The sequence below is a fragment of the Paenibacillus sp. cl6col genome, assembly GCF_900102125.1.
Classification (GTDB): Bacteria; Bacillota; Bacilli; order Paenibacillales; family Paenibacillaceae; genus Paenibacillus_B; species Paenibacillus_B suaedae.
In genome coordinates, this window is the sequence record NZ_FNAZ01000009.1 from 107,351 (window position 1) to 129,029 (window position 21,679).

The following is a 21,679-nucleotide window of genomic DNA, read 5'->3' on the forward strand; positions in this document are numbered from 1 at the left end:
GTCGGTATGAAGAAGATACTTGTAAGTAGTGTAATCACTATAATTATGATCGTTCTAGTCGCTTGTGGCGGCAAGCCGAAGCCGAATGATTACGACTGGAAGGTTACTGCATTTGAGGCGGTTGATCAAGACGGACAGCCTTTTCGTACCGAACAAATGAAAGGGAAGATATGGCTCGTTAACTTTGCGTTTACAAGCTGCACTACGGTATGTCCACCTATGACCTTCAACCTGACAGAAATTCAACAGAAGCTAAAAGAAAAGGGAATTGAAGACGTACATATACTATCATTCAGTGTCGACCCTTCTATTGATACGCCGGCGAAGATTAAGGAGTTCCTTGGTAAATATAAGGCTGATACGACTCATTGGCGCTTTGTCACGGGTTACAGTCAGGCAGCGATTGAAAAATACAGTCTTGAGATGTTCAAATCACAAGTGCAGAAGGTGGAAGGCGATGATCAGGTGATCCATACCACCTCAGTCTTCCTCGTTGATCAAGAGGGAACCGTGCTCACTCGCTACAATGGATTAGAACCGCCAGAAGATAAGATTATCGAGGATGTTAAGTCACTGCTAGAGTGAAACCTTGACGGAGGTAGAGTGCATGCTGAGGTCAGCTTGATCATGTACTGAGATCCCATTAGAAATTAATGCGCATGGAACAATCGCAATTAATAGGCTGATTTATTCATGAAACGCAATGATAACGGCACAAGGGCTACTGCTCTTGTGCCGTTTTTTGTTGAAGGAGTTAGCAGTCAAGAGTCAGTCAAGAAGACGGATAAAGGTGAGAGGGTTCGCAACGAATGAAGCGGGAATAGTGTGTGTATGTAACCAAATTGTGGTATCATTTCGATAATAAATCAATGTGATATTCTGAGTCGAATTGAGGGAGTTAACATGGAGGATATTTCGTTCCGAGAAGCTATACCGATATTGCGAATATTCGATGAGCATAAAGCGCGTGAATTTTACGTAGATTTCTTAGGATTCCGAATGGAGTGGGAACATCGCTACGGAGAAGATTTCCCATTGTACATGCAGGTAGCACGCGGCAATTGCATACTTCATTTATCAGAGCATCATGGGGATTGCTGTCCTGGCTCGGCAGTGCGAATTGAAGTTAGCCATATACGGCAGCTGCATGCTGAGATGCGCGGCAAGCAGTATAAATACGCGAAACCTGGACTTGATCCGGATGAACATGAAATGTGTGTCACTGATCCATTTGGCAACCGAATCATTTTTTATGAGCAGGCAAGTTGTTAGAGGAACGTTTCGTGCGGATTGGTTCATTTACAGATAGATGGCGAGGTGCCTGAATGTGACAAGACGCATCCTTTTTACTGGTGGAGGAACGACAGGACATGTGGCTGTGAACCTTGCTCTCATCCCTAAGTTTATCAACAGAGGATGGGAAGTACGATACATTGGTTCCCGGCATGGAATCGAGGCCGAACTGATTGTTGGCTTAGATGGGGTAGAATACTGTAAGATTGCAACGGGCAAGCTGCGCCGATATTGGGACTGGAACAATGTAAAGGATCCATTCCGTGTATTGAAGGGGACATGGCAGGCGTATCAATATATCCGTACATATCAGCCTGAGGTGGTCTTCTCTAAGGGGGGATTTGTATCGGTCCCTGTTGTCATTGGTGCTTGGTTGAATCGTGTGCCGGTTATTATTCATGAATCAGACCTTACCCCAGGATTGGCGAATCAGATGGCCTTGCCCTTTGCCACGAAGGTATGTGTTACGTTTCCGGAGACGATAGAACATGTGAAGCAGCGCAAGTCTATCTATGTGGGAGCAGTTGTTCGTTCTGAGCTGCTGCTGGGCAGTAGATCCAGAGGGTTAAATGCATGCGGCTTTACACGTACGAAGCCAGTACTTCTCTTCATGGGCGGAAGTCAAGGCTCTAAACGATTGAATGAGCGAATTCGGAGCAGTCTGCCGAAGTTATTGGAACAATATCAGATTATACATATATGTGGAAAAGGGAATGTTGATCCTTCCATTACGTATCGCGGCTATCAACAATACGAATATATGAAGGAAGAGCTTGGCGATGCGCTTGCAGCTGCTGATCTGGTCATTTCAAGAGCAGGTTCCAATGCAATATTTGAGTATTTGAAGCTGCAGATTCCTATGCTGCTGATCCCGTTGTCTAAGAAGGCGAGCAGGGGAGATCAAATACAGAATGCTCGCTCCTTTCAATCCGCCGGTTATTGCCATGTTCTGCTTGAAGAAGAAATAGAAGGGTCTGCATTTATCGAAGCCATTTATAGCGCTTATGCCAATAAAGAAGTGATGCGGGAGAAGATGAGACATTATCGTCAAGGCGATGCGATCGAACAGCTGTTAGACGTAATCCACTCTGTGGCCGAGCGGTAGCCAGGAGTAGGGAATAATTGTGTATGGATTACATATTGTTTTCATTAGTTTTCGCAATTGTTTCATCGCCTTTCATTTTGGTTAAAAAAGAATAGAAGGACATGTTCAAATATGATTGTCTAACATGGCGTGAACGTGGCTCGCTCACAGAAAGGGGCAACTTATGGCTAAACTTGTGCTGATTCGACATGGACAAAGCGTATGGAATTTGGAAAATAGATTTACAGGTTGGACGGATGTCGATCTGTCTGAACAAGGTCTTATTGAAGCGAGACAGGCGGGTGAGATATTGCGCCAGCATGGATTCGTATTTGACATCGCGTATACTTCTGTGCTGAAGCGGGCCATACGAACCCTATGGATTGCATTGCATGAGATGGATCAGATGTGGATTCCTATCCACCATACATGGAAGCTGAATGAACGTCATTATGGGGCGCTGCAAGGATTGAATAAGGCGGAGACAGCAGAGAAGTATGGGGAAGAGCAGGTTCATCTGTGGCGGCGATCGGTGGATGTACGTCCACCTGCATTGGAGCCGACTGATTCACGCTATGAAGCAGCAGATCGGAAATATGCTTCCTTGCAGCCGGGTCAATTCCCGCTAACAGAGAACTTGGAAGATACGGAGAAGCGAGTGCTTGCTTATTGGCATGAGACCATTGCTCCGGCAATTCAAGCAGGGGAGCGGGTCATCATTGCTGCTCATGGCAATACACTGCGGGCGCTTGTGAAGTATCTGGACAAAATCCCTGCCGACGGCATTGCAGATTTGAACATACCAACAGGGACACCGCTTGTGTACGAGCTTGATGAGAAGCTGACACCAACACATCGGTATTACTTAGGGCCAGATGGGAGAATCCCAGCAGGCATTATCCCTGAGCACATATAAGTTATTCAAAACGAGAGGGAGAGCTGTCATATTGTGCGGCTCTCTCTATTTGATTCTGTTGATTGAGCCTCGGATGTTGATATTCCGCTGTACCAAGTGTAAAGTAGAGACACAATATCAGTTCCTATATTACATAAGGACAACACCGAAGGGAGTTACATACATGGAACAACGTATGTTAGTGTTTGTTGGATCGTATGCTGAAGCAGATTCTTCTGGACTTTATGTATACTCGATGGATGAGAAGACTGGTCAATTGACGAAGCTGGATGAAGCAGCAGGGTTGAAAAATCCAACGTTCATCAATGTCGATGTTGATCAGCAGAAGCTCTATTCCATTGGAGAATGTGTCATTGAAGATGGTTCGAAGACTGCGGAGGTAGTTAGCTTCGCAATAGATACAGCTTCAGGCAAGCTGACGCAATTGAACCGCGCCTTCTCACTTGATGCTCCGACATGCCATATTCAACGAGACTCTCAGAGCCGTTACCTGATTGTTGCCAGCTATCATGGCGGCCGCATTGGATTGGTAGAGCTCCTAGAAGATGGACAAGTAGGAAGCCAGCTTGATGTACAGCAGCATCACGGCCATGGCCCGCATCCGAATCAGAACCAGCCGCATCCGCATTCTGCATTTTTCAGTCCAGATGAGAAGTATATCTACGTGTCTGACTTGGGGATTGACCGGGTGAAGTGCTATTCCATAGATAAGGAGCGCCACGTGCTTGTTCCGCACGGTGAATATGAGGTTCCAGCAGGATCTGGGCCGCGTCATTTGACATTCCACCCGAATGGTCAATTCGTCTACGTCATCAATGAATTGAATTCAACGGTGAGTGTGTTCTCATACGACGCGAGCAATGGTGAGCTCCATGCGATTGAGACGGTGTCGACACTTCCTGTGGACTTCGATGGCGAGAGCTATTGTGCAGAGATCGCCATTTCAGAAGATGGAAAGTACTTGTATGGATCCAATCGTGGACACGACAGTATCGTTGTATACGAAGTACAGCCTGACACTGGCAAATTGACGACTGTACAATTTGTTTCAACAGAGGGAGGTCATCCCCGTCACTTTGCATTGACACCTGGAGGAGCGTATTTGCTGGCTGCTAATCGAGATGCGAACAATATTGTCGTATTCCGTGTAGATAATTCGACTGGCAAGCTCACGAGTACAGGGCAGTCTGTTGAGGTGTCTAAGCCGGTATGTGTGAAGCCGGTGTACGTCAAGAAGTAATTTCTCTCTAGCGTTTAGATAAACCGGAAGGTTAGAAGAAGCCGATATTCGCATCTGCGAGCATCGGCTTTTTTGTCGTTAACAGTTGAATGATACGATTGAATGGGATGTAGTTGATTAGGAGACCGAACGAGTCGTGTTCGGGTCCATTGCTGCAGCTGGAGTGGAGTGGTTCGCCCGTCGTTCACTCATGAGGAATATCCATACCCCAGCAATGAGAAGCACACAGGCAATAAATTGGGTAGTCGTTAATGATTCTCCCAATAGAAGCCACGCGAGAACGGTAGCACCTACAGGCTCGCCGAGCACGCTCATCGAAATCGATGTGGCGCTTGTGTACTTCAACAACCAGTTGAACAGCATATGTCCAAGCACGGTTGGGATGACAGCCATTAATGCGAATAAGAGCCATTCTCTAGCTTCATATCCAATAAAGGAGTAGCCTGCGGAAAGGTTGTAGACAGCCAACGCCAGACCAGCTACGAGAAAAACGGTAAAGTTATAGACGTAAGACGAGACGCGCTGTCGCAAATCCTGACCTAGCAGCATGTGTATGACGACCGAAATCGTACCAAGGATAGATAAAATGTCTCCATATAACGCTCTCCCGGAAATGGCCATATCACCCCAGCCAATGAGCAGCATGCCGCATAAAGCAATCCCGACACCAATTAATGAATTTCTCGTCGTTCGTTGTTTGAAAATCCAGAATGATCCGGCCATTACAAGTATGGGTTCCAAGGCAAGCAGAACGGTCGAGCTCGCTACAGTCGTATAGCGCAGCGACTCCATCCAGAAGAGAAAGTGCAAACCGAGGAAGAAGCCTGACAGGAACAGACGCAGCCAATCATTGCGCTGGACAGAGCTCCATTCGGATCGATATGACCACGCCCATGGCAGAAGCACGATATTCGTTATCAGGAGACGATACATGCCAATGACAGCGGCGGGGGCAGTTGACCATTTCACAAAAATGGCCGAGAAAGAGATTGCGATCATTCCTACGATGAGCAGGGCATACAGATGCGATGATTTTCTTGATGACATGAGCAGAAGACACCTCGGTATATGAATGAATGAATGAATGGTAATCACAATGTGCTAGTATACACCAACTGCCCCCAACTTGAAATAAAAATCATGATTATCAACCTAAAAAAAAGGACTGTGGGACGAATGACCGTCCCCAGCCCTTAATTGCGCTCATCAGCTTGCGTTGAACAAGTAATGATTGTTTCTATTTGGATTGCTGTACGTTGAGTTGATCGAGGCTTGCAAATTCATATCCTTGTTGACGTGCACCGTCAATAATGGCGCCAAGGGCCCCGGCATTATCCTTCGATATGGAGTGGAGCAGAATGACCGCTCCAGGATGAAGCTGCTTTACAACCTTATCATATGCATAGCTCGTTCCCCGTTGGGCATTGACATCCCAATCCAAGTAAGCCACGGACCAGAATACATTCGTGTACCCCATATTCTTCGTGATGGCTAGAGTCCGGTCATTAAAGATACCACGTGGTGGTCGCAGATAAGGCATATCCTGCTTGCCCGTGACAGCTGATACCGCCTGTTTGACCTTATCCAGTTCGGTTCGTATCTGCTCATCCGATATGGTGGTCATATCCGGATGACTCCACGAGTGATTGCCGATCAGATGTCCCTCGTTAATCATTCGCTTCAGTAGATCTGGCTGCGTATTTACATAATGTCCGGTAACGAAAAAGATGGCTGGAACCTTCTTCGCCTTCAACGTATCCAGAATTTGAGCCGTGTATCCATTTTCGTATCCGTTATCGAAGGTTAAGTAAATCATTTTTTTGTTTGTATCTCCGAGAAAAATAGCTCCGTGCTTCTCAATCGTCGGTTTGAAGCCTTCCTCGTCAATCGAAGGAAGCTTGCCGTTTACACTCTTCTTGAATCCAAAGTGGAATGCGGGACCCTGTCCGGCGTATGCGGCTGGCTGAATGCTTGCGGCAAGCAAGCAGAGGAGAGCAGTGGCAATCAGAATGCGTTTCATATGCAAATATACTCCTTGATGTAGGTTAGAATCGGTCAATCATGGCTTACTATTCCATATTTGCAGTAAACTTATACGCACTGATACCTATGCATTCCTAATGCGAATCCAAGTAATCCTTATTTGTTGTTAGACTGCTTCATCTTCTCCAACTCTTCTGAGACGACGAAGGCAAGATCTTCGTTGTTGTACATGGACAGCACGGCGAACAAAGTGTCGTCAGGGATCGGTCCGGCCTCCTCCTTCGGAACCGTAAGATCAATTGCCTGCTGCAATCGATAGTTGTCGCCCTGCTTCGGGTATGCGCGATGATAGAGCTCGGCTGGATCAAGATCATGGTTCACACACCATTGTGCAAAGATAAGAATCATCATTTGCTCATCCCGCTCATAATTGTCGATAATTTGTTGTTCTACTGCACTACGCGTCATTGCAAAAACTCCCTTACATAGATTCATACAGCTTATTATAACGAAGATGAATTGTGATTCTCAATCCTATTGCTCAATTGAGAGGGAGAGACGTTGCAATGATCGGACTGTAATGCCATTGGGAGATGAATGCTCATACTTACTTACTCGCTTAGCTTAGAAAGCGTCGGATATATATGGATGAAGTCGCGGAACGAACTGCTCTAGAGTTTCAATACTGTTGATGGAACCTGCAATAAATCCGTTATCGAATAATTCGCATGGTCGCTGATAACCTAGCAGCATAGTTGTGAGTGCTCTAATGTTCATGGACAGGGTGTTGGTCGTGTTGACAGTGGTACGAACCTGCTTCTCATTGTGAGAGTGAATAGCAGCTTGCCCGTTCTCAAATTGAATGACTACATTATTCCACGGAGCCTGGTCGTCACTTATGTACAGAGAGAGGGGAGGGTGTGCAGGTACAGGTGCAAACGTATATTGCTGTAGAAATAATGTAATATCTACAATTCGTGCCATGACAAAAGGTTGTATGGTACGCACAATTCGTGGAAGGTTCAAGGCGAAAAACAGGCGCTCATTCTCACAAAGACGCATATTTACTTGCTCTACCATAGAATCATGCTGACAAATATAATTCCATAGCCCCTGTCTAGAATCCCTTGTAACGCACATGAATTCATGTACATGCATAGCATTATTTTTTATCTCATACAACATATACCCTTGAGGCTGCGAATGCTCACTATAGTAGACCGCCGCGGTGCGATGATGATAGTGAGCAAGCCACCATTCGTGATCGCGAACGACCATACCTGAATGCTGTGATGACCATGCGTCATATACCGCTTCAATATCAGTAGAATGCGTATCCTTGGTAAAGCGGCGAACAATGCCTGCCAGTTCAGGATTCAATGGAATTAGATCATGACGGGTAAATTGGCAAGTCATGCGGTCGCTGAATACTTCCCAGCCTGCTTTGCGATAGAAGGGGATGGAGAAAGGATAGAGCATGGATATAGAAGTTCCAGCGGCCTGCATCACGCGCAGTGAGTGGTGCAGCAATTGCTTGGCATATCCTTTGCGTCGAAATTCAGGATAGGTGGCAACCCCACCGATTCCACCCATCTTCAGCTTATTCTGGCCGATATAGATGTGAAAAGGAAGGATATGAAGCTTCGCAGCGAGCTTGCCTTCATCGTACACACCAAAAATCTCATGTTTCCCCAACTTATGCAAATAGTTATCATAGTCTTCAGGATCAACGCTGTACTGGAAAGCATACTCGGATAGCGATATGGCTTCAGTAAACTGTTCCTTGCTCAAACGGACAATTGACATTGACAATCCCCCTCAATAAATGATTGTGCCGCTGTATATGATCTATTGTAGATGAAATAGACAGGGATGCAACGATTGAATGAAGAAGGGTCGATTGAAAAGTCGGGATGGTAATATATGCAAATGGTGAAAACTTTCATGAAAATGCGAAATGTCATATTGCTCAATCTGAAAATCTAGATATAATGAAGTCAGGGCATGTCAAGGAAGCAACAGCATGCTACTATGTGGATTGAATATGGATCTTCAGGGCAGGGTGAAATTCCTGACCGGCGGTATGGGTGCAGCTGCACCCGAGCCCGCGACTCGTTGTTCGCTTACTCGGTTACTTGTAACATGTAAGCATCGAACGGAGAACAGCGACTGACTTGGTGAAAAGCCAAGGCCGACGGTATAGTCCGGATGGAAGAAGATCTCGCACACGTTGTTTGGTACAACTGCATACAACAACAGGTCTAATGCGAATTTTTCTCTTCTGCATGTCTAGATCCTATATTCAACAACCTTGGAGGTTATTGAATATGGAACATCGTATCCAGGCCGACACACGCATGAGCAGCTCCGCGAGAGGAGTATGGTTCGTTGCGATGGGAGCGGCACTGTGGGGAATTGGCCCACTGTTCCGGGTATGGGTCATGGAGTCTATGACTTCGACCCAAATTGTATTGATTGAGCATCTGATGCTCGCCTTGTACGCGATCCCGGTGTTATGGATGCACCGGAAAGAGCTGCGCAACTGCACATGGAAGCATGTACTGGCATTGCTGTTCCTGTCATGGGGCGGCTCAGTAGTAGCGACCATTATGTTTACCGAAGCATTTGCACATGGTGATGCGAATGGCGTACTGCTGCTGCAGAAGCTGCAACCAGTCTTTGCAATTATTTTAGCGCGGCTGTTGTTGAAGGAGACGCTTCCGCGTCGCTTCTCGCTACTGCTTATTCTTGCTATTATCGGTACGTATTTATTGACATTTGGATGGTCTTTGCCAATTGGGCATTATAATGAAGTCATTGGCTTCAGCAGTCTATTGGCACTTGGAGCAGCGTTCCTATGGGGCGGTTCCACAGTTATGGGACGGTTGCTTCTCGACAGAATGGAATATGAGACGGTCACATCGCTGCGATTTTTGATGGCACTCCCTCTGCTCATCGTGCTGACATCATGGGAGTCACCAAGCTGGAATTTCGCCGCATCAGAATGGGGGACACTGTCGTTCTACATCTTCTTGCAGGCTCTTCTTCCAGGATTGGTTAGTCTCTTGCTGTATTATCGCGGTCTATCGACTACCAAGGCCTCATATGCGACTCTGGCTGAGTTGTCATTCCCATTGGTAGGGATGATGATGAATTGGTTCGTGTTCCATCAGGCGGTCACTGCAGCGCAAATTTCAGGCTTCGTTCTCATCTGGATTGCGTTGTATATGGTATCAAGACAAAATTAATCGGCGGTGGCAGTGCAATGATTCTTAATGAAGTTGCTGTCAATCGTCTTCCATAAATGATAAGAGACCCTGTCTGCTATGCCTTGAACGCATAGCAGACAGGGTCTCTTATGTTAGTTAGGTTAGAAGAAGGAATTGATAGCGACAAGAATGATGATAGCTCCGCTTAGCACCGTGCTGAATTGTCCTACTGTATAGCGTCCTATGCGAATGTTGGCCATCTTCTGCCCAAGCACGGCACCCAGCCACAATGTGACAAAACTGCCGATCGCTGCGGTTAGGGATATGGCGAGCGGTGATAATCCGATAAGTCCAGCACTTAGGCCATTTGTAAGCGCATTGGCAGACAGTGCAACACCAAGCACAGCTGCTTCCCATAAGTTAATCGTCCCCGATTTATCCTTATCCGCTTCCTCTGGTCTCTGCAGCATTCGTTCTAGTGAAGAGCTTGAATTAGCTTCACTGCTTGCTTCTACTGCTGTGGTCTCCGTCGAGCTGCCATGGTGAGAGGTCAGTAGAACAATGCGGATGCCGACAATAAGCAGGATGAGTGCGGCAAGCAAGGTAGGCAGTATACCAGGAAGAACCTGCGATATCCATTGACCGAACATGAGACCGGCCATACTGAAAATGAAGCAGATGAGCGAAATGAATAGATTCGAAAGCACTCCAATTCGTATTTTCCGTATTCCGTACGATATTCCCACCCCTAAATTATCTATACTCGAAGCGACTGCTAATCCTATAATCATAATCCATTGCATGATGAATCTCTCCCTTGGTTAATTCCCTTGATTCGAAGTAATAAATGGTTGTTTATTGAATGTCATTTGCCGTCCTGTCAATCGTGAAGCATCTGCAGCACAGTTTCCCTCGGAGGCACGAACACTAGCTGATGCTCACTTCCTGCTGAATAGGGCAGGGGGGGGTTCGAATGACAATCTCCAAGCTGGAATTTGCGTTTGCTCATCTCATCTACATAGAACACATTCCGAAATACTACCGATGTGCCATCCTCTTGATGGACTTTGGAACATTGCAGGCAGTAATACATAGCTGTTCAACTCCTTATTGTGGGTATAATCCGGTGCCGCTTGCAGCACTGTTGAGGTATCATATGTCACGATGTTGAGAGTTGTGAACCGGAATCGCCGAAATGTTGAAAAAAAATCAACAGCAAGCTGATTGGCCTGTGATAAGAATCAACCGCATGCTGATGGGAGATGTGTTGAGGTGGTTGCAATGAATGCTTATCTGTCTACATCTGTGGCCTTCCTCATTCAAACTTGGTCATACGTTGATGTCAAATTTATGGGGTAGGCTAGGCGAACTTGTGCATATACATGTCATAAACAGAGCGAGAATGGGCAGTAGAATATGACTGCGACAAGGGGTGATAACCATCGAACAGAACAACCCACTCGGTGACATGTTGAAAAAATCGATGAAGGAGCATTCGCTCTCCATGCGCAAATTGGGGGAGCGGACTGGAATGGATACCGCTACGATTTCTCGAATTATTAACGGCAAGCAGCCCGCTAAGATACACCATCTAACTTCATTTTCCAAGCATTTATCAATTCCCGTTGAACAGCTCATGGAGGCGGTTGGCGTCGAGTTCGGCAAATTGAGCACGGTACCAGTGGTACCGATTGGAGATGAATTACAGGAGGATAGCCTTCAATTCATACTCAAGTCCATACAGCTGCTTGATTATCCATTCACGAAGGAGCATGTACGTCTAGAACTGGATAAATACGAGCAATACGCGCAAACCAATGAAGGAGATCGAATGATTCGCGACAATTTCCATGCCAAGGTGAAGGAAGTAAGCGGTTGGGGACCATTTATCGATCAATTGAATGATACGTACACCCAATATTGCAGCGAACAAGGAACAGTAGAAGAACGTGCCGTATTAGGGAGCGCACTGCTGTATTTCATTTTATCGGCAGACATTATTCCAGATTATCTGTTCCCAATTGGATATATTGATGATGTGATGGCAGTGCAGTTGGCGATGGAGAGACTGACGGCCCTTCAGGCTGCAGAGCGCATTGTAGAGAAATAGGGGTGTTCCAGGTCGGATGTTGACCGGAGCACCCCTAGTCTTGTTTCATTCTTGTTCGTTAATATCTACGCAACGAGCTTAATTACGTTCGAGACGATATGACATCCTTATGCTCTTGACATTGCATATGGCAGGGCTGTCTCTTCATATTGCTGCTGCTGCGGTTCTGCTGCCATCGTGAAGGACAACGAGGCCCCATTCTTCAACTGATCGTGATCAATATACAGGTTGGATACGTGCTCGCCATTTACTTGTACACCTGCAACATATTTCGTCTCCGAAGAGTTGTTCGGTGCCTCAATGACAATCTGCTTGCCGTTGTCCAAGTTGACAGTCATCTTCTTGAACATTGGTGTCCCTAGTACGTATTGCGGTACCCCTGGTGTAAGAGGGAAGATGCCCATTGCACCGAATACATACCAAGCTGTCAAGCTGCCGTTATCCTCATCGCCAGGCAAGCCGTCAGGCTGAGCACTGAACAGTTCGTCCATCGTCTTGCGCACCCAATATTGAGTCAAGGATGGGTAGCCTAACGCAGTATACACATATGGAATATGGAAGCTTGGCTGATTGCTGATCGCGAACTGACCGAAGTCAATTGCAGCCATTTCCGACATTTCATGAATTTCGAAGCCATAGGACCCTACCTTGAATTCTGGATCTGCTGCGAACAAGGCATCCAATCGCTCCTTCAACTTCTCGCGTCCGCCAATCAGGTCTGCCAATCCAAGAAGGTCATGCTGCACAGCCCAGCTGCTCTGCCATGCTCCACCTTCCGTATAAGGGCCACCCCATTCTGTAGCGTCGAACGGCTCCAGCCAGCTTCCGTCTTCGAGTTTACCGCGCATGAAACCGATTGTTGGATCATACAGGTGCTTGTAGTTGCGGGCACGTTCCATCAATTGCGCATACTCCGCATCACGTCCCAGATGCTTCGCAATTTGTGCAATACAGAAGTCACCGTACACATAATCCAGTGTATTGCAGACACTCTCATGGGTATGGATGTCAGCAGGCAAGAAGCCATGCTTCAAGTACTCCTGCATTCCTTTGCGTCCTACACGATGATCATCCGCTACAGTCATCGCATGTTTCAACAAACCTTCGAAGGCAGTGGCAACATCAAAACCAGTAACGCCTTTGGCTACGGAATCTGCGAAGCTGACGTCGATCAACGTACCAGGCATCATGCTGCGCTCACCTGGGGAAGCCCATTTCGGCATCCATCCGCCTTCCTTATAAGCATTCACCCAGCCCTGCATCATTTCATTCATGAAGGACGGATAGAGCAGGTTGTACAGCGGGAACGAAGTACGGTACGTATCCCAGAATCCAATATCTGCGAAGAGAGGGCCATCTTCAATCTTTCCATTGTACGGGCTGAAGTGGATTTGCTTATCATTCGCATCAAATTCATGGATTTGATGTGGGAACAGGGAAGTCCGATACAGACAAGTATAGAACGTATCCAGCTTGTCCTTGTCATCACTCTCGACCTGAATGACGCCTAGCTGCTTCTCCCATACATCTGCAGCCAGCTTCTGTACTTCATCGAAGCTGCGCTCGCCGATTTCGCGATTGAGGTTGATGAAGGCCTGTTCTTCACTGATGAAAGAAGTACTTACCTGGACGTGAACAATACGGTTGGCTGGCACGTGCAGTCCTACATATGCACCGAGGCGCTCATCTGTACCAGACAAGCCAGCAACCGGCTTGGATTCATGGTTTGTCAATCCGCTTGCATCTGCATCGATTGCGCAGTCGAACTTCACAACGAAGTACATGCGATAATTGTCAGGGGTTCCTCCAGCCTTAGCCGTCGTGTAGCCTGTCAGTGTACCGTTCTTCGGATCAATCTTCATCGAAGATTCACCAGGGAATGGAGACAGGATTAGACGAGACTGCTCAGGACGGTCAAAGGTCAGACGCATGCTTGCGCAGCGCGTCGTTGGCGTCAATTCCAATGTAGCCTGATAGCGCAGCATCCGAACCTTGAAATAGTCAGGACGCACGATCATGTCCTGTCTGCGGAAAGAGGAAGAACGCTCAGGTGCCCAAGCTTTCAATGGTCCGGATTGCGGCATAAATGTCATATGTCCGTAATCTCCAATCCAAGGGCTCGGCTGGTGGGTAAGTCGAATGCCTTCAAATCGATTGTGATTCGGGTTGAAGAACCAGCCGCCACCAGCTTCAGTCGTCTGTGGACTCCATGCATTCATAGCAAATGGCAGGGAAATAAGCGGCAATGTGTTCCCGTTGGAATAAGGATATATCGAATCCGTACCTTGTAGTGGGTTTACGTGAGATAGCAAGCTCATCGGTGTTCGCTCCTTTGTAGACAGTTGCGCTGGAGGAGCAATGGATACTCCCATCAGACACAACTTGTGAAATGTTATATCAAATATGACTTACACAATGTATTATATGACATAATCATTTTTATCTCCTATCATTAATTTAAAAAAACTCTCAATTTTTATGATACAATAATCATGACAAACAATCGAAGAGATAAGAGGTGGTGAGCGGATGTATCCATACAATTTACAGGGGGATGAGGAGATATACGGAGACTTTCCGTTCACATTGAAGATCCATCATCTTGAAGCATCAGTTCCCGCACATGTGCATCATTTTATTGAGTTTACATACGTCATAGAGGGTTCAGGCAAGGAGCTAATCAATGGGGTAGAGAAGGAGCTCACTCCAGGAACCTTCACCCTTGTATTCCCACATCAGGTTCACGAGTTGGATATACGGGAAGGTGAGGAGCTGAAGCTGTATGTTGGGGCAATTGGGCTGAAGGCCTTCTTTGGGGCTGGAGAATCTCTGCTTGCGCTTCACAGCTTGCTCAAAGGCGCAGAGGGCGACAGCAATACGACATACCATCTGGATCCAAGCACCGCTGAGCGCATTCATCTGCTGCTTCAAGACATGTTTGAGGAAATGCAGGAGCATAAGCCTTGGAGCCGGATGATCTATCTTGCGAAGCTTACCGAGCTATTCGTGTGGTTCGACCGATATCGTATCTCCCACCTTCATGAGGGCGCCCATACTGGCGAGGATCATTTGCGAAGGGGAATGTGGGAGGTTGTCTACTATGTATACCAAAATTTCAAAGAAGAGATTACGCTTGAGTCCTTAGCGCAAAAGTATAATTACAGCTCGTCCTATATTAGCACGGCCTTCAAGCAAATGGTCGGAGAGAACTACTACTCCTTCTTAGAGCGGATACGAGTGGCACATGCTTGCAACTTGTTAATCAGTACGGATATGAAGATAACGGAAATAGGATTTGAGGCAGGGTTTCGTTCATATCCGACCTTCAATCGGGTATTCCAGAATCGAATGGAGACGAGTCCAACGAAGTACCGACAACAAAATCATATCGCATTACTAAAATCATGAGAAAAGGAGCCTCTATCGCGATAAGTACTATTGTACAACCGCTTAGAGGCTCCTCGCCTAGTTAATGATGAAGGCTATGGATGTCTATTAACATAGTTGCATGGGACATCACATCATTGTCATGATACGGAACGGGTTGACCGTCTAAGAGACAGCGCCATTACAGACGCAGCTTAATCGACCGCTTATATAGTGGATAAAACCACTTCACACCACGAGGGGTTAAGGTATCTGCAATGAGATGGGAACCGTAGCCAAGTAAGGATACGAGCGCAATTCCTTCGAGCTCCAAGTGTTGTTCTAATCCCCAGCCAATAGCTCCCCATAAAAGAGCAGCCCAAATGGTGTGGGATAATCCCCGATGATTCAGCCATGGCACCCAGGCAACGAATACGCCCAGGCCGATGAGCCAGCTCCATCCAAGCAGGATGCCGCCTATGAGCATGCTCCCACCGACACAGCTGACCATGATGTTGCGAATTAACCCTTCCTTCGCTACAAATCCGAGCAGAAGCACGACAATTGTAAGAACGATGGCCTCTTGGCTTAACGAACCATTCGCTCCATATTGATAGATGGCACCTGCAGCACAGCATACGCCAAGCCACATCAATAGAGTATGTACCCGTTTGGCAGCCTTGCCAATTCGTCTGCTTAGTATGCTTGGGCCATCAAGATCCGCGCTTAGCGCAGATAACGCAGCAACTGCGAGGTAGATGGACGCATTCTGAATGGAGAACGGGTAATGCGCCGCAGCTGCGGCTCCGATAGCCACACCGATACTAAGGTGTGTTGAACCTTTCATACAATCTCCTTTCTATACGTGCACATGGTACACATACATACAAACATATGTTTGCTAATCTATTATATAGCGAATAATAAAAAAATTAAATATAATGATTTTCCAAATGAGAAATTGAACATTTAGTGAAACAGTATTACAATCAAAGCGAGCGTTGCTTTTTCTGTCTTATACATGAACCTACTACTCATGAGAGAAGGAAAGGGAATCCAATGATTATGAACCCGACTCGTATCGAAAAAGACTTTTTAGGGGAAAAAGAAGTACCAGCCGAAGCCTACTATGGCATTCAAACACTTCGTGCCGTAGAGAATTTTCCAATATCGGGCACGCGGATGAACAAAGAATTGATTCGTGGCTTGGCTATCGTCAAGAAGGCTGCTGCCCTAGCCAACATGGAGGTGAAGCAGCTTCAAACAGACACTTGCAATGCAATCGTACAAGCCGCTGATGAGATTATTGGCGGTCAGTGGCATGATCAATTCATCGTTGACCCGATTCAAGGCGGGGCAGGCACGTCGATGAATATGAATGCGAACGAAGTTATTGCGAACCGAGCGCTTGAATTGCTTGGCAAAGCGAAGGGCGACTATGCAAGCCTAAGCCCGAACAATCACGTCAATCGTTCGCAATCGACGAACGATGCATTTCCTACTGCAATTCATATTTCTGTCTTAACGCTCGTAGATAAGCTGCTCATTGTTATGAAGGAGCTTCACAGCGCATTCTGCAGCAAGGCGAAGCAATTCGATCATGTCATTAAGATGGGGCGCACACATCTTCAGGATGCAGTTCCGATTCGCTTGGGACAGTCCTTCGAAGCATACAGTCGTGTTCTCGCGAGAGATATGCACCGTATTGAGCAATCGAAGCAGCATTTATATGAAGTGAATATGGGCGCAACGGCTGTAGGAACTGGCTTGAATGCAGATCCGCGATACATTCAGCGTGTTGTTGAGCTGCTTGCTGATATCAGTCAATTGCCGCTCGTGCATGCGGAGCATCTTGTTGATGCAACGCAGAATACGGATGCGTATACGGAAGTATCTGCTGCGCTCAAGGTATGTATGATGAATATGTCTAAGATGGCCAATGACCTGCGTTTGCTTGCTTCAGGTCCACGAGCTGGGTTTGGTGAAATTCGACTGCCAGCACGCCAGCCAGGTTCATCCATTATGCCGGGCAAGGTGAATCCGGTTATGTGCGAAATTGTCAATCAAGTAGCTTTCCAAGTGATTGGCAACGATCATACGATCTGTCTTGCCTCGGAAGCGGGTCAGCTTGAATTGAACGTCATGGAGCCAGTACTTGTATTCAACCTGCTGCAATCGCTGAGCATGATGCAAAATGTGTTCACCGTATTCCGGACGCACTGTCTTGAAGGAATTGAAGCAAACGAAGACCACTGCCGCGAGTTAGTGGAGAACAGTGTCGGCATTATCACTGCGCTGAGCCCTCACCTTGGTTATGAAGTGTCAGCCCGTATTGCACGGGAAGCGACGGAGAACGGCAAGTCCGTTCGAGAGTTGTGCCTGCTCTACAATGTATTGACGGAAGAAGAGCTGGATACGATTCTGGATGCACATGAAATGACGAAGCCAGGAATTGCTGGTGCTGCCTTGTTCGAACGGGAATAATTGTATATTGAAGAATGTTAGAGACATCTCACGTGAGATGTCTCTTTTCTATAGTCGGATCAGCATACATTTTGCTTTGACAGGTGACGCTAAGTAATGATATATTTTATCGGCCTAATGGTAAATGAATGCTGATTGGAAAGGGATGTACTGGAAAGTGACAACGAGTCAAGACGACAAACCGAAATTGATTATCACAAAAATTCTGAAATGCAGAAATCCGGAATGCAAAGCATGGGTAAGAGACGAGTTTGCTTCTGGTGAGCAATCTTGTCCACTCTGCAAAGGACCAATGATTCGAAGCATGAAGCATTTGCCTGCTGTTCAGAATAAAATAAAGCGTCAGCCTAAGAAAAAGAAAGAAGAGCTGTGGTAAGTAAGCGAAGCTGCACTTATAGCCTCTAGGTAAAAGAGCCTCTGTGAAGATAATTTCGGGGAACCGTTATTGTTTTGCAGTGGCTCTTTTGCTATTGGGATGAAGTGATGCGATATTGCAAATAATAGACTGAAAGGATATACGCTTTGATATGTCTATTAGTAAGGAGTAGATACCGCAATGTCAGAATCAAATTCATCCCATATTCCTCAGCCGAAGACATTTGGTCTGCTGGGAAATTTGCCGCAGCTGAACTTAGAAGCTCCAGTTCAATCCATGGTACAGTTGGCTGAGGAGTATGGCCCTATATTTCGCATTGATTTGCCGGGGAGGAGCGAAATTTTTATCTCTGGTCATGAGTTGGTAAAGGATGCGTGCGACGAATCGCGCTTCGATAAAAACGTATGGGCGCCCTTGCGCAGTGTGCGGGCATTTACCGGCGACGGACTGTTCACAAGCGAAACAGAAGAGCCGAACTGGCGGAAGGCGCACAATATATTGCTGCCGAGCTTTAGCCAATCGGCTATGCGCGGTTACCATGAGATGATGGTTGATATTGCGGTGCAGCTTATCCAAAAATGGTCGAGGCTGAATCCGGATGAAAGTATCGATGTGCCTGAAGACATGACCCGTCTGACACTCGATACGATTGGTCTCTGTGGATTCAATTATCGATTCAACAGCTTCTATCGCGATCAGCCCCATCCGTTTATTACAAGCATGGTTCGCGCGTTAAGCGAAGCAATGCATCAGCTTCAGCGCCTCAATATTCAAGATAAGCTCATGGTAGTCACGAAGCGGCAGTATCGGCATGACATCCAGTTTATGTACTCGCTCGTAGACAAAATCATTGCGGAGCGGAAGGAGCAGCCGGATGAAGCTGGTCAGGATTTGTTGAGCCATATGCTTAACGGAAAAGATCCAGCAACCGGGGAGTCATTAGATGACGAGAATATCCGATACCAGATTATTACGTTTCTAATCGCGGGTCACGAGACGACAAGCGGCCTGCTGTCGTTCGCAATCTATTACTTACTGAAGCATCCCGAATGCTTGCAGAAGGCTTACAAGGAAGTGGATCGTGTGTTGACGGATCCTGTTCCGACGTATGCACAAGTGAGACAATTGCCATACATACGGATGATACTTAATGAATCACTTCGCTTATGGCCGACCGCCCCGGCTTTCTCACTATTCGCGAAGGAGGATACACTGCTGGCTGGCAAATACCCGCTTGCAAAGGGCGAGAGTGTGAATGTCCTTGTACCGAGGCTTCATCGAGACCGTGCTGTATGGGGTGAGGATGCAGAGCAATTCCGACCCGAACGCTTTGAAGACCCGAGCCAAATTCCTCATCATGCCTACAAGCCGTTCGGCAATGGTCAACGCGCGTGTATCGGGCAGCAGTTCGCGCTGCAAGAGGCTGCGCTCGTTTTGGGCATGGTGCTCAAGCATTTTGAGATAATCGATCATACCAACTATCAGCTGAAGGTGAAGGAAGCACTGACGCTGAAGCCTGACGATTTTCGGATTCGCATTCGGCTGCGGAAACAACTGGGGGCAGGGACTTTGTCTGCAAAAGGAGGGCTGGGTGGCGAATCAGAATCGCATGAAAGTGCTCAACAACAGGCTCCATTGGCCGAAGCCCACGACACTCCGCTGCTCGTCCTATACGGCTCCAATCTCGGAACGGCCGAGGGCATTGCCCGCGAGCTGGCGGATGAGGGACGCTACCAGGGATTCCGCAGTGAGGTCGCTCCACTAAATGACTATGTAGGCAAGCTCCCGAAGACGGGGGCCCTCCTCATTGTAACCTCTTCCTACAACGGCAGGCCGCCAAGCAATGCACAGGCATTCGTGGAGTGGCTCGAGCAGATTGACGATGGCGAGCTGGAAGGTGTCCGCTATTCCGTATTTGGATGTGGGGATCATAACTGGGCCAGCACCTATCAAGATGTACCGCGATTCGTTGACGAGCAGATGCAGAAAAAGGGTGCTGAACGGCTGATGATTCGGGGCGAAGGGGATGCGAGCGGCGACTTTGAGCTGAATGTCGAGAGCTGGCGTTCCAAGCTGTGGCCAGATATGATGAATGCGCTAGGATTACAGCTGAGCAAGCAATCTGAAGCCGTTCGCAGCACGCTTACCGTGGAATTCGTAAAGGATTATGCAGGCAGCAGGCTTGCCAATTCGTATGAAGCGGTTCATGCCGAGGTTGTAAGCAATCGTGAGTTACAGCAGGCAGGAAGCGGGCGCAGTACCCGTCATATCGAGATCGCACTCCCTGATGGAGTCACCTATGAGGAAGGCGATCATTTGGGAGTGCTGCCGCGCAATCATACTTCTCAGGTGAATCGCGTGCTGCAAAGATTCGCGCTGAACGGCAGCGATCATCTGATCGTTAATGCAAGCGGACGCAGTGCGGCTCATCTGCCTACAGGCCAACCGGTTAGCCTGTCCGATTTGTTTAGTCATAGTGTAGAATTGCAGGAAGCTGCGACCCGGGCTCAGCTTCGTGAATTGGCGTCTTATACAGCATGCCCGCCTCATAGACGTGAGTTGGAATCGCTTCTAGACGACGATAAGTATGTAGCTGAAGTGCTGCGCAAACGGGTTTCCATGCTTGATTTGCTTGAGAAATACGAAGCTTGCGAGATGCCGTTCGAGCGTTTTTTAGAACTGCTGCCTCCGCTCAAGGCTCGATACTATTCCATTTCCAGTTCACCTCACATTCAGGAGAAGCAGGCGAGCATCACGGTCGGGGTCGTCCTCGGCCCGGCTTGGAGCGGCATGGGAGAATATCGTGGAGTTGCCTCCAATTATTTGGCTTCGCGTGAAGCCGGCGACTCGATTCTAATGTTCGTACGGACACCTGAATCCAAATTCCAGCCCCCTGCCGATCCTGCAACGCCGATCATCATGGTTGGACCTGGAACCGGGGTGGCACCTTTCCGCGGCTTTTTGCAGGCTAGACAGGCGCTGCAGCAAGAAGGAAAATCGCTTGGACAAGCGATCCTCTATTACGGCTGCCGGAATGAAGCAGATTACTTATATCGTGAGGAACTGGAGAGATTCGTGCAGGATGGAATTGTGACCGTGCATACCGCCTTCTCGCGTAAAGAAGGTGAGGCTAAAACGTATGTCCAGCACATTATAGCTCAGCATGCGGAACAAATCGTAGAATTACTGGATAAGGGAGCCCACTTATATATCTGCGGAGATGGAAGCAAAATGGCGCCTGATGTGGAAGCTGCTGTGCGGCAAGCTTTTCAGAACGTGCATCGTGTTCATGAGGAGGAGGCGAAGCATTGGCTGGAACGTTTGCAAGCGGAAGGGAAATTCGCAAAGGATGTGTGGTCTGGTTTGTAGCATCAGACCATAAGGCTGCACCATCTATGGTCGTCTGGATATACACCATTTCATCGGATGGTTGGGAATTTGCGCAGAGGAAAGAAACAACTAGCAATGACAGAGAAAACGACGATGTTGTCGTTGCATGTCATTGCTTTTTTAATGCAGAAAATGCTTCAAAATGTCTTTCTCAACTGATTAATTATTTGTGGTAATATGTGGGTAGGTGTGCAATTGAAATTGAGAAGCGAAAAAAGGAGGAATGGA

The 21,679-nt window shown here is 47.3% G+C and carries 20 protein-coding genes and 1 riboswitch; of the genes, 12 read left to right on the plus strand and 8 right to left on the minus strand.

Annotated features, from left to right (window positions below):
• Nucleotides 1-6: 6 nt before the first annotated feature.
• The 5 genes from BLS15_RS21720 to BLS15_RS21740 all read left to right on the plus strand — a co-directional run bounded on the left by BLS15_RS21720 (nucleotide 7) and on the right by BLS15_RS21740 (nucleotide 4,533).
• On the plus strand, nucleotides 7-585 hold the full coding sequence (locus tag BLS15_RS21720; RefSeq protein ID WP_028531504.1) for an SCO family protein: 579 nt from the start codon (nucleotides 7-9) through the stop codon (nucleotides 583-585).
• Nucleotides 586-903: 318 nt separating this feature from the next.
• Complete coding sequence (locus BLS15_RS21725; RefSeq protein WP_090513723.1) at nucleotides 904-1,272, plus strand: glyoxalase superfamily protein; 369 nt, start codon at nucleotides 904-906, stop codon at nucleotides 1,270-1,272.
• 55 nt (nucleotides 1,273-1,327) lie between these two features.
• Nucleotides 1,328-2,398 carry an undecaprenyldiphospho-muramoylpentapeptide beta-N-acetylglucosaminyltransferase gene (locus BLS15_RS21730; protein WP_028531502.1) on the plus strand — a complete coding sequence of 357 codons (1,071 nt, stop codon included), beginning with the start codon at nucleotides 1,328-1,330 and terminating at the stop codon, nucleotides 2,396-2,398.
• Nucleotides 2,399-2,561: 163 nt separating this feature from the next.
• Entirely contained in the window at nucleotides 2,562-3,293 is a 732-nt protein-coding gene (gene gpmA / locus BLS15_RS21735; RefSeq protein ID WP_028531501.1) for a 2,3-diphosphoglycerate-dependent phosphoglycerate mutase, read from the plus strand.
• A 163-nt stretch (nucleotides 3,294-3,456) separates the two neighbouring features.
• On the plus strand, nucleotides 3,457-4,533 hold the full coding sequence (locus tag BLS15_RS21740; protein WP_028531500.1) for a lactonase family protein: 1,077 nt from the start codon (nucleotides 3,457-3,459) through the stop codon (nucleotides 4,531-4,533).
• A 117-nt stretch (nucleotides 4,534-4,650) separates the two neighbouring features.
• On the opposite strand, the gene BLS15_RS21745 is transcribed toward BLS15_RS21740, so the two are convergent.
• From BLS15_RS21745 to BLS15_RS21760, 4 genes are all read right to left on the minus strand, one after another.
• A complete protein-coding gene (locus BLS15_RS21745) occupies nucleotides 4,651-5,580 on the minus strand; it encodes a DMT family transporter (protein ID WP_021255015.1) in 930 nt (309 codons plus the stop codon).
• Nucleotides 5,581-5,770: 190 nt separating this feature from the next.
• Nucleotides 5,771-6,553 (minus strand): delta-lactam-biosynthetic de-N-acetylase, encoded by a 783-nt coding sequence (pdaA, locus tag BLS15_RS21750; protein WP_028531499.1) that lies wholly within the window; start codon nucleotides 6,551-6,553, stop codon nucleotides 5,771-5,773.
• Between the two features lie 119 nt (nucleotides 6,554-6,672).
• Complete coding sequence (locus BLS15_RS21755) at nucleotides 6,673-6,984, minus strand: hypothetical protein (RefSeq protein ID WP_021255013.1); 312 nt, start codon at nucleotides 6,982-6,984, stop codon at nucleotides 6,673-6,675.
• Nucleotides 6,985-7,140: 156 nt separating this feature from the next.
• Nucleotides 7,141-8,322: a GNAT family N-acetyltransferase gene (locus tag BLS15_RS21760; protein WP_028531498.1), complete on the minus strand. Its 1,182-nt coding sequence runs from the start codon at nucleotides 8,320-8,322 to the stop codon at nucleotides 7,141-7,143.
• 238 nt (nucleotides 8,323-8,560) lie between these two features.
• Nucleotides 8,561-8,740: riboswitch (FMN riboswitch) on the plus strand.
• A 103-nt stretch (nucleotides 8,741-8,843) separates the two neighbouring features.
• On the opposite strand from BLS15_RS21760, the gene BLS15_RS21765 reads away from it, so the two are divergent.
• Nucleotides 8,844-9,764: a DMT family transporter gene (locus BLS15_RS21765; protein WP_028531497.1), complete on the plus strand. Its 921-nt coding sequence runs from the start codon at nucleotides 8,844-8,846 to the stop codon at nucleotides 9,762-9,764.
• Nucleotides 9,765-9,886: 122 nt separating this feature from the next.
• On the opposite strand, the gene ytaF is transcribed toward BLS15_RS21765, so the two are convergent.
• Complete coding sequence (ytaF, locus tag BLS15_RS21770; RefSeq protein WP_028531496.1) at nucleotides 9,887-10,528, minus strand: sporulation membrane protein YtaF; 642 nt, start codon at nucleotides 10,526-10,528, stop codon at nucleotides 9,887-9,889.
• 77 nt (nucleotides 10,529-10,605) lie between these two features.
• Entirely contained in the window at nucleotides 10,606-10,818 is a 213-nt protein-coding gene (locus BLS15_RS30075; RefSeq protein ID WP_021253678.1) for a DUF3973 domain-containing protein, read from the minus strand.
• 342 nt (nucleotides 10,819-11,160) lie between these two features.
• Between BLS15_RS30075 and BLS15_RS21780 the strand changes: the two genes are divergently transcribed.
• Nucleotides 11,161-11,835, plus strand: coding sequence for a DUF1232 domain-containing protein (locus BLS15_RS21780; protein WP_028531495.1), 675 nt, complete (start codon nucleotides 11,161-11,163; stop codon nucleotides 11,833-11,835).
• 107 nt (nucleotides 11,836-11,942) lie between these two features.
• Here the strand turns inward: BLS15_RS21780 and BLS15_RS21785 are convergent, their stop codons facing one another.
• On the minus strand, nucleotides 11,943-14,153 hold the full coding sequence (locus BLS15_RS21785; RefSeq protein ID WP_028531494.1) for a GH92 family glycosyl hydrolase: 2,211 nt from the start codon (nucleotides 14,151-14,153) through the stop codon (nucleotides 11,943-11,945).
• 211 nt (nucleotides 14,154-14,364) lie between these two features.
• Between BLS15_RS21785 and BLS15_RS21790 the strand changes: the two genes are divergently transcribed.
• Nucleotides 14,365-15,243: an AraC family transcriptional regulator gene (locus BLS15_RS21790; RefSeq protein ID WP_021253675.1), complete on the plus strand. Its 879-nt coding sequence runs from the start codon at nucleotides 14,365-14,367 to the stop codon at nucleotides 15,241-15,243.
• A gap of 160 nt (nucleotides 15,244-15,403) precedes the next feature.
• On the opposite strand, the gene BLS15_RS21795 is transcribed toward BLS15_RS21790, so the two are convergent.
• A complete protein-coding gene (locus BLS15_RS21795; RefSeq protein WP_021253674.1) occupies nucleotides 15,404-16,048 on the minus strand; it encodes a metal-dependent hydrolase in 645 nt (214 codons plus the stop codon).
• Between the two features lie 218 nt (nucleotides 16,049-16,266).
• Between BLS15_RS21795 and aspA the strand changes: the two genes are divergently transcribed.
• The 4 genes from aspA (at nucleotide 16,267) to BLS15_RS28725 (ending at nucleotide 21,627) form a co-directional block, all read left to right on the plus strand.
• On the plus strand, nucleotides 16,267-17,685 hold the full coding sequence (gene aspA / locus BLS15_RS21800) for an aspartate ammonia-lyase (protein ID WP_090513790.1): 1,419 nt from the start codon (nucleotides 16,267-16,269) through the stop codon (nucleotides 17,683-17,685).
• A gap of 157 nt (nucleotides 17,686-17,842) precedes the next feature.
• Nucleotides 17,843-18,061 (plus strand): cold-inducible protein YdjO-related protein, encoded by a 219-nt coding sequence (locus BLS15_RS21805; RefSeq protein WP_021253672.1) that lies wholly within the window; start codon nucleotides 17,843-17,845, stop codon nucleotides 18,059-18,061.
• A 180-nt stretch (nucleotides 18,062-18,241) separates the two neighbouring features.
• Entirely contained in the window at nucleotides 18,242-21,430 is a 3,189-nt protein-coding gene (locus BLS15_RS21810; RefSeq protein ID WP_090513726.1) for a bifunctional cytochrome P450/NADPH--P450 reductase, read from the plus strand.
• Nucleotides 21,370-21,627: a hypothetical protein gene (locus tag BLS15_RS28725; RefSeq protein WP_139170708.1), complete on the plus strand. Its 258-nt coding sequence runs from the start codon at nucleotides 21,370-21,372 to the stop codon at nucleotides 21,625-21,627. Before BLS15_RS21810 ends, BLS15_RS28725 begins: the two co-directional genes overlap by 61 nt.
• Nucleotides 21,628-21,679 lie beyond the last annotated feature (52 nt).

What these genes read in the sequence shown, in the direction of transcription:
- BLS15_RS21720 (WP_028531504.1), top strand. Translation starts at nt 7, where the DNA reads ATGAAGAAGATACTTGTAAGTAGTGTAATCACTATAATTATGATCGTT.
- BLS15_RS21725 (WP_090513723.1), top strand. Translation starts at nt 904, where the DNA reads ATGGAGGATATTTCGTTCCGAGAAGCTATACCGATATTGCGAATATTC.
- gpmA (WP_028531501.1), top strand. Translation starts at nt 2,562, where the DNA reads ATGGCTAAACTTGTGCTGATTCGACATGGACAAAGCGTATGGAATTTG.
- BLS15_RS21740 (WP_028531500.1), top strand. Translation starts at nt 3,457, where the DNA reads ATGGAACAACGTATGTTAGTGTTTGTTGGATCGTATGCTGAAGCAGAT.
- BLS15_RS21745 (WP_021255015.1), bottom strand. Translation starts at nt 5,580, where the DNA reads ATGTCATCAAGAAAATCATCGCATCTGTATGCCCTGCTCATCGTAGGA.
- pdaA (WP_028531499.1), bottom strand. Translation starts at nt 6,553, where the DNA reads ATGAAACGCATTCTGATTGCCACTGCTCTCCTCTGCTTGCTTGCCGCA.
- BLS15_RS21755 (WP_021255013.1), bottom strand. Translation starts at nt 6,984, where the DNA reads ATGACGCGTAGTGCAGTAGAACAACAAATTATCGACAATTATGAGCGG.
- BLS15_RS21760 (WP_028531498.1), bottom strand. Translation starts at nt 8,322, where the DNA reads ATGTCAATTGTCCGTTTGAGCAAGGAACAGTTTACTGAAGCCATATCG.
- BLS15_RS21765 (WP_028531497.1), top strand. Translation starts at nt 8,844, where the DNA reads ATGGAACATCGTATCCAGGCCGACACACGCATGAGCAGCTCCGCGAGA.
- ytaF (WP_028531496.1), bottom strand. Translation starts at nt 10,528, where the DNA reads ATGCAATGGATTATGATTATAGGATTAGCAGTCGCTTCGAGTATAGAT.
- BLS15_RS30075 (WP_021253678.1), bottom strand. Translation starts at nt 10,818, where the DNA reads ATGTATTACTGCCTGCAATGTTCCAAAGTCCATCAAGAGGATGGCACA.
- BLS15_RS21785 (WP_028531494.1), bottom strand. Translation starts at nt 14,153, where the DNA reads ATGAGCTTGCTATCTCACGTAAACCCACTACAAGGTACGGATTCGATA.
- BLS15_RS21790 (WP_021253675.1), top strand. Translation starts at nt 14,365, where the DNA reads ATGTATCCATACAATTTACAGGGGGATGAGGAGATATACGGAGACTTT.
- BLS15_RS21795 (WP_021253674.1), bottom strand. Translation starts at nt 16,048, where the DNA reads ATGAAAGGTTCAACACACCTTAGTATCGGTGTGGCTATCGGAGCCGCA.
- aspA (WP_090513790.1), top strand. Translation starts at nt 16,267, where the DNA reads ATGAACCCGACTCGTATCGAAAAAGACTTTTTAGGGGAAAAAGAAGTA.
- BLS15_RS21810 (WP_090513726.1), top strand. Translation starts at nt 18,242, where the DNA reads ATGTCAGAATCAAATTCATCCCATATTCCTCAGCCGAAGACATTTGGT.